We start from the raw sequence: 12888 nt of genomic DNA on the forward strand, positions 1-12888 counted from the left end.
ATTCCGAAGAAGATCACCATGCCCACAGCATCCATCGTCGTACCCGCCTATAATGCCGAAGCAACCTTGGCTGAAACGCTCGCCTCACTGCAGGCGCAAACCTATGACGATTTCGAAATCATCATTGTCGACGATGGATCGCAGGATGCGACCGCCGAGATTGCCCGCGCGCACCAAAGCGACCCAAGCGTACGACTGGTCCAGCAAGCCAATCGCGGGCTGGCGGGGGCCAGAAATACCGGCATCGCTGCCGCGCGTGGTGCATTCGTCGGCTTTTGCGACGCCGACGATCTGTGGATACCCGAAAAGCTGGCGGCTCATATTCACCATCTCAAGGCCGCACCGGATGTGGGGGTTAGTTACTCCGGCAGTGCCTTGATCGACGAGGCGGGGTGCGCGATGGGGATCAAACAAGCACCCCGCCTGAAGGATGTGACCGCAGCACATGTTCTGAACCGCAACCCAATCGGTAATGGATCGGCGGCCGTTATTCGAAAGACGGTGCTGGAGGCTCTGGCCTACCGTCCGAGCTTTGAAACCCAGCGGGATTGGGTCTTCGATGAGACCTTCCGGCAGTCCGAAGATATCGAATGCTGGATGCGGTTGATGTTGAAGACCGATTGGCAGATCGAAGGCGTTCCGGGGCTTCTGACCCACTACCGGATCAATGCAGGCGGGCTTTCGGCGGCTTTGGATCGCCAGTTGGAAGCGTGGGAGCGGATGGTCGCGAAGCTGCGCCCGCTGAACCCTGAGTTCTTTGCCCGGCACGAACCCTCGGCTCGTGCTTATCAGCTGCGTTATCTGGCGCGGCGGGCCATCACCAACCTAGACCGGGACACAGCTTGGGAGTTGTTTGTGCGAAGCGTTCAGGAAAGTCCCAGCCCGGTGCTGCAGGAACCTCTGAAATCGTTCAGCACTTTCGCCGCAGCCCTTGTGTTGAAAACGTTTGGACCCGGCCCGATCACACGGCTGGGACAAATGAAATCCAAACTGCAATCGATCTGAGAGAGGCGCCATCATGGAACAGAAAAAGATCCTCCACCTGGTAGACGACACCACAGCGGGTGGCGTGATGCGGATGCTCGACCATCTTTTGGCGCAGTCAGATCTGTCCGGCGCGGTCGAGCAAAAGGTGTTGAAAGTCAAACGGACCGCGTTTTCTTGGGGCAAACTGAATGCGGATGTCATCGTGTCCCACGTCGTACCAAGTTGGAGAAGCCTGCCCGCGTTCTCATCGCTTCGCGCAATGCATCTGGACACTCGACTGGTCCATGTCGAACACAGTTACACCCGGGCATTCACCACCCTGAATGTCCCACACAAACGTCGGTTCTTTGCGATGCTGCGGGTGATCTATTCCTTCTTCGATCAGGTGGTCGCGGTCAGCCATGCGCAGTCGGACTGGATGAAGGAACGACGCCTGGCTACTTCGGAAAAGCTGATCGTCATTCCTCCAACCGTTGATCTTGAGCGCTTGTCACGAAAGGCGATACCTCCCAAGTCAAGGACCACAATTGGTGCCATCGGGCGTTTGGAACAGCAGAAAGGGTTCGACATCCTGATCCAGGGTTTTCGGTCAACCCGAACGCCGGAGGCGCGCTTGTTGATCTTTGGCGAAGGCGGTCAGCGTTCATACCTTGAGGCGTTGGCAGAGGGTGACCTGCGCATCGAATTTAGGGGTCATGCCAAAGATCCAGCTGAGGCTTATCAAGCCGTCGATATCATTGCGATTCCCTCGCGTTGGGAGGCTTATGGACTTGTGCTGGACGAAGCGCTTGCCGCGAAGCGCAATGTGATCGCCAGTAAAGTTGATGGGTTACGTGACCGTGAAGGAGATACGAGAGTTTCATTCTGCAACCTTGACCCTTATGATTGGCGACTTGCGATCAATAATTTTCTGCTTTCCAACACTATTGAGAAAAACAGCTGAATCAAAATTTGACACTGGATCTTTTGCGTTTTTGCCGAGCCATTCGCTGCAAAATCAATTGTGATTTCAAAGAAATTGCCTGAGTCCAGCTTTGCGTTTTGTGCGCGAGCCTACTTAGCGCAGTACATTTTGGTGCCCTCTTTGGACTGGGAGCGGTCATTGCCTTGTGCTAAGTGGACGGCAGCTATGTCCGCAAAGTAGAAGTTCAAGCAAGTTGCAGCGAAAGACCGCTCTGCGGACAAAGCGTCCGTATAGCCAAGATTGCTTTGCCGGTAGGTTTCACGCTTTCGGCAGATATTGATCAAGCAGAGCATCCACCAGGCCCTCTTGCAACCGGTACCCTTTCTGCTGGTCTACTCGCAGTATGTCTTCCAATATTACAAACTGTTCCATGCCGGTTGTCATGGCCAAACGAAGGGTCAGGTCATCGTAATCGCCCCGTTTCATAGTTCCACGAACGGGTAATAGGGCCTCGCCAAATGCTTTCACCCTTCTGGCGCCGCGCATTTTGACAGTACTGTCCTGAAGTGATGCCTTTAGAGACTCAGCCAAAAACTGACGGAAGTACGCCTCATGTTCGCGCGAGAAATCCAGATAGTAGCGCGCCACAGCATGCACACGGCTTCGTACATCCTCAAGACCTTCCAGCAGTCTAGCAGTTGGAGTCACCTCTACGTCAAGGGTCGCATCCAGGGCCAAAACGCCGGGGTCGGAGAAGTACCGATATACCGTCGCGCGGCCAATTCTCGCGCGCTCTGCGACTCTAGCAAGGGTCACGTTTTCTCCTTCGGACATGAGCTCACGTGCCGCCGTCAGCAATGCCTCTCTTGTTCTGTTCTTTTGATTGGTTCGAGGAGCCAAATCGCGAATCCTTAATGATACACTTGTCTCATGAAGAGATTTATGTATCATATAGGCACATTCATCGAAGTAAAGGGAGCCGTTGAAATGACAGAGTCTCGCCCACGCAAATATCACCTTCTCGGTAATCTTCTGACATTCCACGCGTTTCCTGCTGAAACCGGAAATCGCTGCACCATCGTCGAGATCAAGACCGCCCCAGGTGCAGGCGCGCCACCCAACCATCACGCTGGCGAAGATGAAAGCTTCTATGTGTTAGAAGGTGAGTTTGAATTTTTCCTGAACGGCGAAACAAAAAATGTAAGCATCGGTGATTTCGTGAAAGTCCCGGACGGCGCCGTGCATGCGTTTACCTGTGTTGGACAAAGCCCAGGTCGCCTATTGTGCATCAACGCCCCAGGAGAAATGCACGATACATTCTTCACCGAAGCGGGTGAAGTAATGCCTGACGGCACCACAGACATTCCTGCCCCCGATGGGCCACCCGACATTCCGGCCATCATGGCGGTGGCCGAAAAGGCAGGTATGACAATTTTGGCGCCACAAAGTGCTCCTGCCTGAACTTCATCTTCGAAACGGGAGCCTGCAAACTAGCGTTTCTGTGACGAGTTAGAAAAATGTGCCAAGCTGAAAAAACGGGACCACACTGGCAACGTCCGCAAAGGGCTCGAAGCCGTCTTCCAAGCATTTTTGATTAACGTCAGCTTTCGGGTCGTTTGCAGCCGCTGACTCCCTGCGATTTGGGTGGCAAGGTCACGCATTTTTGCGGATGCGTCACACCTTTCTGATTCAAGTCACATAATATCAATGATTTAGCCCTGGCATGTGTCACGCCTTTATTGGCGGTGGCCACAGATTTCTGAACTCCGAACCCTCACTTTGTTCAACAGAAGCGGACCGAACTTCCTCGTGCCGCAGAGAACAGTTGAGGTTGATGTGACCAAGTTGACACAAGATCAGCTGGCGGAGCGGTGACACATGTCGCCGCGAACGCTAGAGCAGTGGCGGTGGCTCGGAAAGGGTCCCAGGTTTTTGAAGATCGGCGCGCGCGTTTTATACGATGAAGGCGTGATCGAAGCCTATGAAGAGGCCCAGATCTGCCAGAACACATGCGGACCAATTTCCGGGGAGGGTGTGTAATGGCAAAGTCCTTCCCCTCACACAAAGTCAAATCGCACCTTGTCTACACAGTCTGGGAGGTGGCGGACGTTTTGGGCTGTCATCGCCAGACCGTCATTCGCTGGATTTGGAACAACGGACTTGCGGCTGATACCAGCAGCAAGCCTTGGTTGATCGAAGGACATGTGCTCAAGAACTTCCTCGGACAAAGACAACGCAAGGCGCGGTGCAAGTTGGCATTGCATCACTGCTACTGCCTCAGTTGCAGAGGTCCGCGTGAACCTGACGGCAAGATTGCGGATTATGTTCAGGAAACAGCTTCCAGCGGCCGCGTAACAGCCCTCTGTCCGACGTGCGGTGCGGTCATGAACAAGATCATTCGCCGTTCAGATCTGGAAGCCATTCAGGCCAAACTGGAGGTCACACTTCAACAAGCCTCCCCAAGATTAGTGTCCTGTACCGAAACTCATTCAAAAGTGACCTTGAAAGAGGAGCCCGAGACCCATGCCAAAACACACCTCGGATAACCTGCGCATCAAGCGCAAACACCTTGTCTGGCTGAAGGACGCAAAGGGGCTGTCGCAATCTTCGATCGACAAAGCTGCAGCGTCGATTGCCATCTATGACAGATGGCTCAAAGGCAAGGACTACAGGGCGTTTCATTCAGAAAGGGCGCGCGCGTTCAAACGCCATCTGCAAAGTTTGCGCAACGAACGCACGGGCGCCCCATTGTCGGCTGCCACGATAAACGGTGTGTTGCGCGATGTAATGAAGCTCTTTGACTGGATGGCGGACCAACCGGGGTACAAGTCAAAGATCTCACGCTCAGACATCGCCTATCTCACGCCGGACCGCAAATCGGAACAGGCCCGTCGAAGCACCCTGTGGAAGCCGCATCCGTCCCCTGAACAACTAAACCACCTGTTGTCCCACATGCCTGCAGAAACAGTGGTCCAGCGCCGTGACCGCGCCCTGATCGCCTTCCTTTTCTTGACCGGATCACGTGAAGGTGCCGCCATCACCCTGCGGCTGGGTCATGTCGATCCAGCCAATAAATGCGTGCAGTTTGACGGTCGTTCCGTGGATACAAAGTTTGGAAAGTCCTTCACGACCAGTTTCTTTCCCTTAGGTGATGATGACGAAAGGATTCTGCGAGACTGGATCACGGAGCTTCGTCAGGACCATCTTTTCTCGGACACGGATCCTCTGTTCCCCAAGACGCGCGTAGCTGTTGGCCCGTCCAGACGATTTGAGGCAGTAGGTATCGCGCGCGAGCCGTGGGCCGGCCCGTCGTCTGTGGCCAGGATCTTCAAGCAAGCTTTCGTTAACGCCGGGCTGCCACCGTTTTCGCCGCACCGCGTGCGAGATACGATCGCAGAGCTGGCAAAACTTCACTGCAGGACACCAGAGGACTATAAAGCCTGGTCGCAGAACATGGGACACGACGACGTGATGACGACGTTCAGCTCCTATGGTTCTGTTTCACCTGGCCGTCAGGTCGAACTGATGGGGCGGTTTCGCCGCCGTGGACCGTTGCCAGACGAGGACGCGGTTATTGATGAATGATCAGCTCCGGTGACGCACCCGAACGACCACGCGCTCGGGAGCAAGCCGGTATCCATGCCAAGGGAGATTTTCAATCAACTCTTGGGGCTTATCAACTGACAGGCCAGCGGACTCCAATCTCCCTGCAAGCGTTCTGCGAGCAGTCTGAATTCTCCGTCTAACGGCTTCGTCGGATTCAACGCCTAATTTTTCAACGAGTTCGCCAGATTTCACGCAGTGATGGTCCATGGGTTCGAGACCTTCACCAGCAGAACGGAGCCACTCTTCAGCCAAGACCACTAACAGGTCAGCTGTGGCATTTTTCTTAAGCTCAACATGTTCGCCGATCACAACCAAACGGGAGGCTTTGTCGATTTCTATGGACAGCGGAAGTTGCTGTTTCTCGTTTTTATCAACTGAGGCCGCAGGTACGAACGGCAAGGTCAAGGCGCTCTGCATCGCACCATATAGTCTTGGCAAACTCTGTTCAGGGAACTCACCGGGTGACTTGCGTTCGAGAGTTCTGCGCATGACAGATGTGACCGCCTTGCCGTGGCGGTTCAGCAAATCTGCGATCATCACCATGGCTGTGTCTGGCGGATTGTCGAGGTAATTGACCGCATCCAACACAACGGGGAAATTTCGGATCAGTGCATCTGGCGTGGCGTTTTCAAACAACACTGCATTGCGCACATAGGACAACGCCATCTCCCGGTCGATGCCGTTCGGTCGAGCGTCCGACATCAAGTCCACGCGATACGCATCTTCAGGGTCAAAACGTTCAAGCCCTATTGAGAGCATCGCAAAACGCCGATCGATACACTGCGAACAGCGACCGCAATGGAAGTATTGATTGGTTTGATTATGCACATCCGCGCAACTGCGCGTCTCGACAATTTGATCTGCCATCCCAAGTTGGGAGATGCGCTCCACGACTTCAGCTTTAGTGCGCGCGAAGTAGGGATTGTCGACGCGCATATCGTTCTCGAAAACAAGCTGCAGAAAACCGGTCAACAGGTTGAGTGCCTTAGGATGGGTCGTTCTCGTCGCTCGCGTTCCAATGACACTGCCAACCGGCGGCAGGTTGAGGCTCACAACGCCGTTTTCATGGAACGACAAGCGGTCCAGTCCGAAGGCCTTTGCAGTGATCGACCCAAGTACCGCGAACAAGAATGAGCGCGTGCGATGCGTTCTTTCCGCAGTCGATCGACCCTTCAACTGGGCGCTCATGGGAATGTGACGGCACTTTTCCGGTCCGTACCGTTTGCTCAACGCTGAGATCAGCCGTTTCTGGACCGGCGCTATTTTCGTGGACGAGGCATGACTGACCAAAGCAACCCGATGCTTCTGTTCCACGATTTCTTCCACAGCGCCCGCAAAGGAATCGAGCCCGCCGGAAAACATCAAGACACGGTGGGGCTTCCATGAACTATTTCGACCGAATTTGAAGAAGCGCGATCGCTCTGCATCCGGTTCGTCTTTGATCGAAAAAGAAAATTCAAAGCGATCGCCGGATAGAAACATCAACGTTTCTTCCAGAGCCTGTATTACGCTCTCACGTTGCCAGAAATCCAGATCGCGTACCGGCATGGTGGCTACGAACCGTCTGTGCCACTTCTCACCCATCTTCTGATCTGCCAAACCACCACGGCTGACTGCCGCGTCCGCGCAATAGACAAGCGCGGCAATCTCCAGCAAATCGAGCACACGATCCTGCAATCCCTCGACCAATTGACGGTTCAATTGTCCAATCCGTAGCGTCATTGCGACTTCGCGGCCAGCAATGTCGAGACGCAGGACTTCATCACCGCCGCTTTTTGTCAGGGGCGGCAACCATCTGACTTCAACTTCAGGCAACGGCGCGACGGCGCCCAAATTCCGAGCGCATCTTTTTGAACGCGTAAGCTGTGAACTTGTCTATTGCATCGCGATCAAGCGCCTGCTTCTGCCAGACGGTTTTGCCATACCAGCCGCCCGCATATTCTTCGACGATTCTTGACACTTCAAATGTGTGCTGGGCCAGGGCTTGTTGAAATGCCACTCGCTGTGCATCGGTTGAAAAGCGTCGATCCTCGCCAGTGTGATTGGCGAGTTCCCGGCTCAGATAGTAGTCTAGAGAGCGGTATGTCAGCCGGGCAAAGAAATCCCGCGCGAGTCTCGCAAATGCATCACCCACGGCGAAACTCGCGAGTGCTTGGCGAATTTCTTGCGGTGTCGGTTCAAACAGCGATGGCAACCGGTCGTGCAGCTGAACGGAAAGGCTTTCCAAGAGCGCGGCCTTCGCCAATTCGCCTGCATCTGAGGAACCTCGGAGATCAAAACTGTTGCGATCAACAACGCGTTCCAATCCTGCAAGCAGTCCTGTCACAGAGTTAAGCTCTGATCTGTCGATTCCGAGATCGACCAAAGCGTCTTCGAAGCCAGGGGCCCTCGCAAGCAAAGGCAACCGCACCAGAAGATCACTTACAAATTGAAACCGAGGGTCACGACTCGCCCGTTTAAGATCTTTGTCGGATGCATCCGCTGCGGCCTCGGCGATCTGTTCGACCGGCGCATTGGTTGCGATCAGATCAACGACCTCGCGCCACTTCCTGGACCGAGGCAAAGTGCCAAGCCTGATGTGTCCCATCCGCTCCTCCCTTGCCTGAAGAGGCATTCAACCATCAGGCGAATGTAAAGGGAAAAATGGCGGCCTTCGCTTACCCTGCGCTTACCCGAAGCGAGTGTTAGGCATGAGATCGCCTCGTAAGTCTTTGAAAACAGTGGTGAGCCGTGCAGGATTCGAACCTGCGACCCACTGATTAAAAGTCAGTTGCTCTACCAACTGAGCTAACGGCCCACTCTTTTGTCTGGATCTTTGCGATCCGTGGCGCTCTTTAAGGCATTTTCCCGACCGGGTTCAAGACCTTATTTTGCACTTCGTTTCGCCAGAGTAATCAGTGTTTACGGCGACCCGATAGGCGGCCTAATTAGGCAGGTGGCGCAGGGGGGTCAAGCCCTTTTTTCAGGAATCGTCACCGCAGGGTGGATTCATCGCAAGACCAACGTTATATGCCCGCCATGCAACAGAGACTCTATAACGGTTTGCCCTTCATGAAGATGCACGGGCTGGGCAATGACTTCGTTATTGTCGACGCGCGCGCGCAGGCGACACCGATCAGCGCTGCATTGGCAAAGGGAATCGGGCACCGGCAGTTTGGTGTGGGATTCGATCAGCTGGCAGTGATCGAAAAAGGAGCGGCCGACGCGCATCTCGTGTTCTACAACGCGGACGGGTCGACTTCGGCCGCTTGTGGGAACGCCACACGGTGTATCGCCCGTTTCCTGATGGAAGAGAGCGACAAAACAGACCTGACCCTGACGACCGAACGCGGCACCTTGTACGCGCAGGATGCAGGCAACGGCCTGACCTCGGTCAATATGGGGCAGCCCCAGCTAGACTGGCAGGACATACCGCTTGCAGAAGAGATGGACACGCTGGAACTGCCGATCGAGGGCGCGCCCTCGGCAACAGGCATGGGCAACCCCCATTGCACGTTTTTCGTGGACGACGCCGAAGCGATTCCCCTGGCCGAGTTCGGCTCGCGGCACGAACACCACCCCCTTTACCCTGAACGCACCAATGTGCAGGTGGCGCAGGTGATCGGGCCGGACCACATCCGTATGCGCGTCTGGGAGCGTGGGGTGGGCATCACGCTGGCCTCAGGGTCCTCGTCCTGCGCTACAGCCGTCGCCGCGGCCCGGCGCGGCCTGACGGGGCGCAAGGTTCAGATCGAGCTGGACGGCGGCACTATCTGGATCGATTGGCGCGATGATGGCGTCTGGATGACCGGACCGACCTGCCATGTGTTCTCGGGCACTCTGACCCCGGAATTCCTGAGGTCACTGGGATGAGCGCCCCGAAATTCACCACTCTGGGCTGTCGCCTGAACGCCTATGAGACTGAGGCGATGAAAGAGCTGTCTCAGCAAGCGGGTCTGCAAGATGCGGTGATCGTGAACACCTGCGCCGTGACGGCCGAGGCGGTTCGCAAGGCCCGGCAAGAGATTCGCAAGCTGCGCCGCGAAAACCCCAACGCGCGCCTGATCGTGACCGGATGCGCCGCGCAGACGGAACCGCAGACCTTCTCGGCGATGGAGGAAGTTGATGCCGTGATCGGCAATACTGAGAAGATGCAGCCCGACACCTGGAAAGGCATGGCGGCTGACTTCATCGGCGAGACCGAAACCGTTCAGGTCGATGACATCATGTCGGTTACCGAAACGGCAGGTCACCTGATCGACGGCTTCGGCACCCGCTCACGCGCCTATGTGCAGGTCCAAAATGGCTGTGATCATCGCTGTACCTTCTGCATCATCCCCTATGGCCGCGGGAACTCACGCAGCGTACCCGCCGGTGTGGTCGTGGATCAGATCAAGCGGCTGGTCGACAAAGGCTATAACGAGGTCGTCCTGACCGGCGTTGATCTGACCTCATGGGGCGCGGATCTGCCCGCGCAGCCCAAACTGGGCGATCTGGTCATGCGAATTCTGAAGCTCGTGCCGGATCTGCCGCGCCTGCGCATCAGTTCGATCGACTCGATCGAGGTGGACGAAAACCTGATGCAGGCCATCGCGACCGAGCCGCGCCTGATGCCGCACCTGCACCTGTCCCTGCAGCATGGCGACGACCTGATCCTGAAACGAATGAAACGCCGCCACTTGCGCGATGACGCCATCCGTTTCACCGAAGAGGCGCGCAGCCTGCGGCCCGACATGACCTTTGGTGCCGATATCATCGCTGGCTTCCCAACGGAAACCGAGGCGCATTTCGAAAACTCCCTCAAACTGGTCACGGACTGCAACCTGACCTGGCTGCATGTCTTCCCCTACTCCAAGCGCGAAGGCACGCCAGCGGCGCGAATCCCACAGCAGGTCAACGGCAAGATCATCAAGGACCGCGCCGCCCGCCTGCGCACAGTCGGAGAGGCGCAGGTCGCCAAGCACCTCTCAGCACAGATCGGTCAAACCCATCACATCCTCATGGAAAACCCGCATATGGGCCGCACCGAACAATTCACTGAAGTCAGTTTCGACACCCCCCATCCAGAAGGTCAAATCGTCACCGCGATGATCACCGGACAAACTGCGACCCAGCTACAAGCCTGATCCGCTCTTCATCTGGCCAAAAATACCTCGGGGTGAATTGGCCGCAGGCCAAGATGGGCTGGCCCCTTTGCCCCATCAAAAAGAAAAACCCCCGCGACCTTAAAGGCGCGGGGGTCTTCAATTTCAAAAGCTCAAAAGCTTTACTGCTCGCGCAGCTTGCCTTTATGCGGTGCCCACAGGCGCTTGTTGACCAGATACAGCAGCACCGACAGAACGGTCAGGAAGATCACGCCGACAAAACCGGCGTTCTTTCGGTCCGTCAGCTTGGGCTCCGCGGCCCACATCAGGAAGGCTGCAACGTCTTCGGACATAGCTTCGACAGTGGCCGCGTGGCCATCGGCGAATTCAACCTGATCTTCGGACAGTGGCGGGCCCATCGAAATCCAGCCTCCGGGGAAGGCCTTGTTTTCGTAAAGGATGGTACCTGCCTCTTCCTTCTCTTCACCTGTGTAGCCGTCCAGCAGAGAGGCGATGTATTCCGCGCCGCCCATGCCTTTGACCAGTTGGTTGATGCCCAGACCATAAGGACCGTGGAAGCCCGCGCGGGCTTTTGCCATCAGGCTCAGGTCCGGCGCGCCAACACCGTTATTCGCTGGGAAGTGGTCGGTCGGGATTGCCGGACGGAAATCGTCCAACTCGGGGTCGAAAACCTCGAAATTGTCCGCCGCGTAAGTGATCACCTGCTCTTCACTGTAACCTAGCGCTTCCAGATCGCGCAGAGGAACGTATTGCAGGCCGTGGCAGGCCGCGCAGACTTCGGTATAGACCTGAAGACCGCGTTGCAGCTGGTTCTGGTCCCAGGTTCCAAACGGACCCTCAAACGAGAAGTCGAAATCCTCGATGTGAGTGTCATAGTCACCTGCCGCAAAAGAAGCGGCAGGGGTAAGGGCCAGGGCAAACGCAGCGCCGATTGCAAGTTTCTTGAACATGTTTCCGGTCCCTCTTCTTACTCGGCCGGCGTGGCGTCGGCGTCAGCCTTGCCATAATGCGCGTTGAAGTCTTCTTCGATGGTCTCAGGCGGAGCCAGAGGTTTCTCGATCACGCCAAGCAGCGGCAGGATTACGAGGAAGTACGCAAACCAGTACGCAGAGGCGATCAGCGAGAATGTCGCATAGGGCTCTTCCGCAGGCATCGCACCCAGCCACATCAGGGCAAAGAAGTCGATGATCAGCAGGTAGAACCACCATTTGAACATCGGACGATACCGACCCGAACGCACAGTCGAGGTGTCCAGCCAAGGCGCCAGTGCCATGGCTAGGATCGCACCGAACATCGCCAGAACACCGAAGAATTTCGCATCAATGATGCCGCCGGTGATGAAGCTGGCGAACTGAACAACCCAGACCTCGCCGGTGAAGGCGCGCAGGATCGCATAGAACGGCAAGAAGTACCATTCGGGCACGATATGTGCAGGCGTCACAAGCGGGTTGGCTTCGATATAGTTATCGGGGTGACCCAGATAGTTCGGCATGAAGCCAACGATGGCCCAGAACACGACCAGGATGACCGCCAGAGCGAACAGATCCTTGATCACGAAATACGGCCAGAAGGGCAGCGTGTCTTTCTCAGCCTCGGCCTTTGAGCCGCGACGCACTTCAACACCCGTAGGGTTGTTGTTGCCGGTGGTGTGGAAGGCCCAGATATGCACAATAACCAGCGCCGCAATGATGAACGGCAGCAGATAGTGCAGCGAGAAGAAGCGGTTCAGCGTGGCGTTATCCACTGCGGGTCCACCCAGCAGCCATGTCTGCAACGCATCACCCACAAACGGGATCGCGCCAAACAGGCCGGTGATCACGGTCGCACCCCAGAAGGACATCTGGCCCCAGGGCAGAACGTAGCCCATGAAGGCGGTGCCCATCATCATCAGGTAGATCAGCATACCGATGATCCACGTGATCTCACGCGGGGCCTTGTATGAGCCGTAGTAGAGACCACGGAACATGTGAATGTAGACCGCGACAAAGAACAGCGATGCGCCGTTCATGTGCAGGTAGCGGATGAAGTAACCGCCATTCACGTTACGCATGATGTGTTCGACGCTGGCAAAGGCCAGATCGACATGCGGCGTGTAGTGCATAACCAGCATGATGCCGGTGACGATTTGCAGCACCAGGCAGAAGGCCAGAACGATGCCCCAGATCCACATCCAGTTCAGGTTCTTGGGCGTGGGGATCATCAGGGTGTCGTACATCAGGCCGACAATGGGAAGGCGGCTGTGCAGCCACTTTTCGCCGTTTGACTTCGGCTCGTAGTGATCGTGGGGAATGCCGGACATTAGTTGGG

General features: G+C 56.1%; 12 protein-coding genes and 1 tRNA gene. 7 read left to right on the forward strand and 6 right to left on the reverse strand.

Features of this window, described 5'->3' with window-relative positions:
• Window positions 1-18 precede the first annotated feature (18 nt).
• Window positions 19-1005: a glycosyltransferase family 2 protein gene (locus ACR0KL_RS18310; RefSeq protein ID WP_480777361.1), complete on the forward strand. Its 987-nt coding sequence runs from the start codon at window positions 19-21 to the stop codon at window positions 1003-1005.
• Window positions 1006-1018: 13 nt separating this feature from the next.
• A complete protein-coding gene (locus ACR0KL_RS18315; RefSeq protein ID WP_170678398.1) occupies window positions 1019-1930 on the forward strand; it encodes a glycosyltransferase family 4 protein in 912 nt (303 codons plus the stop codon).
• Between the two features lie 279 nt (window positions 1931-2209).
• Here the strand turns inward: ACR0KL_RS18315 and ACR0KL_RS18320 are convergent, their stop codons facing one another.
• The gene (locus tag ACR0KL_RS18320) at window positions 2210-2749 is read right to left on the reverse strand and encodes a helix-turn-helix domain-containing protein (protein ID WP_170747308.1); all 540 of its coding nucleotides are present in this window, start codon (window positions 2747-2749) and stop codon (window positions 2210-2212) included.
• A gap of 72 nt (window positions 2750-2821) precedes the next feature.
• Here ACR0KL_RS18320 and ACR0KL_RS18325 point away from each other — a divergent pair, with 72 nt between their 5' ends.
• The 3 genes from ACR0KL_RS18325 (at window position 2822) to ACR0KL_RS18335 (ending at window position 5476) form a co-directional block, all read left to right on the forward strand.
• Window positions 2822-3352, forward strand: coding sequence for a cupin domain-containing protein (locus tag ACR0KL_RS18325; RefSeq protein WP_480686731.1), 531 nt, complete (start codon window positions 2822-2824; stop codon window positions 3350-3352).
• Window positions 3353-3930: 578 nt separating this feature from the next.
• A complete protein-coding gene (locus ACR0KL_RS18330; protein WP_170678404.1) occupies window positions 3931-4437 on the forward strand; it encodes a helix-turn-helix domain-containing protein in 507 nt (168 codons plus the stop codon).
• The gene (locus ACR0KL_RS18335; RefSeq protein WP_170678406.1) at window positions 4415-5476 is read left to right on the forward strand and encodes a site-specific integrase; all 1062 of its coding nucleotides are present in this window, start codon (window positions 4415-4417) and stop codon (window positions 5474-5476) included. Before ACR0KL_RS18330 ends, ACR0KL_RS18335 begins: the two co-directional genes overlap by 23 nt.
• On the opposite strand, the gene ACR0KL_RS18340 is transcribed toward ACR0KL_RS18335, so the two are convergent.
• The 3 genes from ACR0KL_RS18340 to ACR0KL_RS18350 form a co-directional block, all read right to left on the reverse strand.
• Window positions 5477-7330, reverse strand: a complete 1854-nt coding sequence (locus ACR0KL_RS18340; RefSeq protein WP_480777362.1) for a 7-cyano-7-deazaguanine synthase — start codon at window positions 7328-7330, stop codon at window positions 5477-5479.
• Window positions 7305-7823, reverse strand: coding sequence for a hypothetical protein (locus tag ACR0KL_RS18345; RefSeq protein WP_480554895.1), 519 nt, complete (start codon window positions 7821-7823; stop codon window positions 7305-7307). The genes ACR0KL_RS18340 and ACR0KL_RS18345 overlap by 26 nt, the downstream gene beginning before the upstream one ends.
• 395 nt (window positions 7824-8218) lie before the next feature.
• Window positions 8219-8294, reverse strand: a tRNA-Lys gene (locus ACR0KL_RS18350).
• A 212-nt stretch (window positions 8295-8506) separates the two neighbouring features.
• Between ACR0KL_RS18350 and dapF the strand changes: the two genes are divergently transcribed.
• Both dapF and mtaB read left to right on the forward strand, forming a co-directional pair.
• Complete coding sequence (dapF, locus tag ACR0KL_RS18355) at window positions 8507-9349, forward strand: diaminopimelate epimerase (RefSeq protein WP_170679599.1); 843 nt, start codon at window positions 8507-8509, stop codon at window positions 9347-9349.
• Complete coding sequence (gene mtaB, locus ACR0KL_RS18360) at window positions 9346-10602, forward strand: tRNA (N(6)-L-threonylcarbamoyladenosine(37)-C(2))-methylthiotransferase MtaB (protein WP_170679601.1); 1257 nt, start codon at window positions 9346-9348, stop codon at window positions 10600-10602. Before dapF ends, mtaB begins: the two co-directional genes overlap by 4 nt.
• A 140-nt stretch (window positions 10603-10742) precedes the next feature.
• Here mtaB and ACR0KL_RS18365 read toward each other — a convergent pair whose 3' ends face one another.
• Together ACR0KL_RS18365 and petB are read right to left on the reverse strand one after the other, a co-directional pair.
• The gene (locus tag ACR0KL_RS18365) at window positions 10743-11531 is read right to left on the reverse strand and encodes a cytochrome c1 (protein WP_170644066.1); all 789 of its coding nucleotides are present in this window, start codon (window positions 11529-11531) and stop codon (window positions 10743-10745) included.
• Between the two features lie 17 nt (window positions 11532-11548).
• The gene (gene petB / locus ACR0KL_RS18370; RefSeq protein WP_170379706.1) at window positions 11549-12880 is read right to left on the reverse strand and encodes a cytochrome b; all 1332 of its coding nucleotides are present in this window, start codon (window positions 12878-12880) and stop codon (window positions 11549-11551) included.
• Window positions 12881-12888: the final 8 nt, after the last annotated feature.

This window comes from Ruegeria sp. C8, from assembly GCF_056537565.1.

Excerpts from the sequence above, each read along its gene's own strand:
- ACR0KL_RS18310 (WP_480777361.1), top strand. The coding sequence starts at position 19 with ATGCCCACAGCATCCATCGTCGTACCCGCCTATAATGCCGAAGCAACC.
- ACR0KL_RS18315 (WP_170678398.1), top strand. The coding sequence starts at position 1,019 with ATGGAACAGAAAAAGATCCTCCACCTGGTAGACGACACCACAGCGGGT.
- ACR0KL_RS18325 (WP_480686731.1), top strand. The coding sequence starts at position 2,822 with ATGAAGAGATTTATGTATCATATAGGCACATTCATCGAAGTAAAGGGA.
- ACR0KL_RS18330 (WP_170678404.1), top strand. The coding sequence starts at position 3,931 with ATGGCAAAGTCCTTCCCCTCACACAAAGTCAAATCGCACCTTGTCTAC.
- ACR0KL_RS18335 (WP_170678406.1), top strand. The coding sequence starts at position 4,415 with ATGCCAAAACACACCTCGGATAACCTGCGCATCAAGCGCAAACACCTT.
- dapF (WP_170679599.1), top strand. The coding sequence starts at position 8,507 with ATGCCCGCCATGCAACAGAGACTCTATAACGGTTTGCCCTTCATGAAG.
- mtaB (WP_170679601.1), top strand. The coding sequence starts at position 9,346 with ATGAGCGCCCCGAAATTCACCACTCTGGGCTGTCGCCTGAACGCCTAT.
- ACR0KL_RS18365 (WP_170644066.1), bottom strand. The coding sequence starts at position 11,531 with ATGTTCAAGAAACTTGCAATCGGCGCTGCGTTTGCCCTGGCCCTTACC.
- petB (WP_170379706.1), bottom strand. The coding sequence starts at position 12,880 with ATGTCCGGCATTCCCCACGATCACTACGAGCCGAAGTCAAACGGCGAA.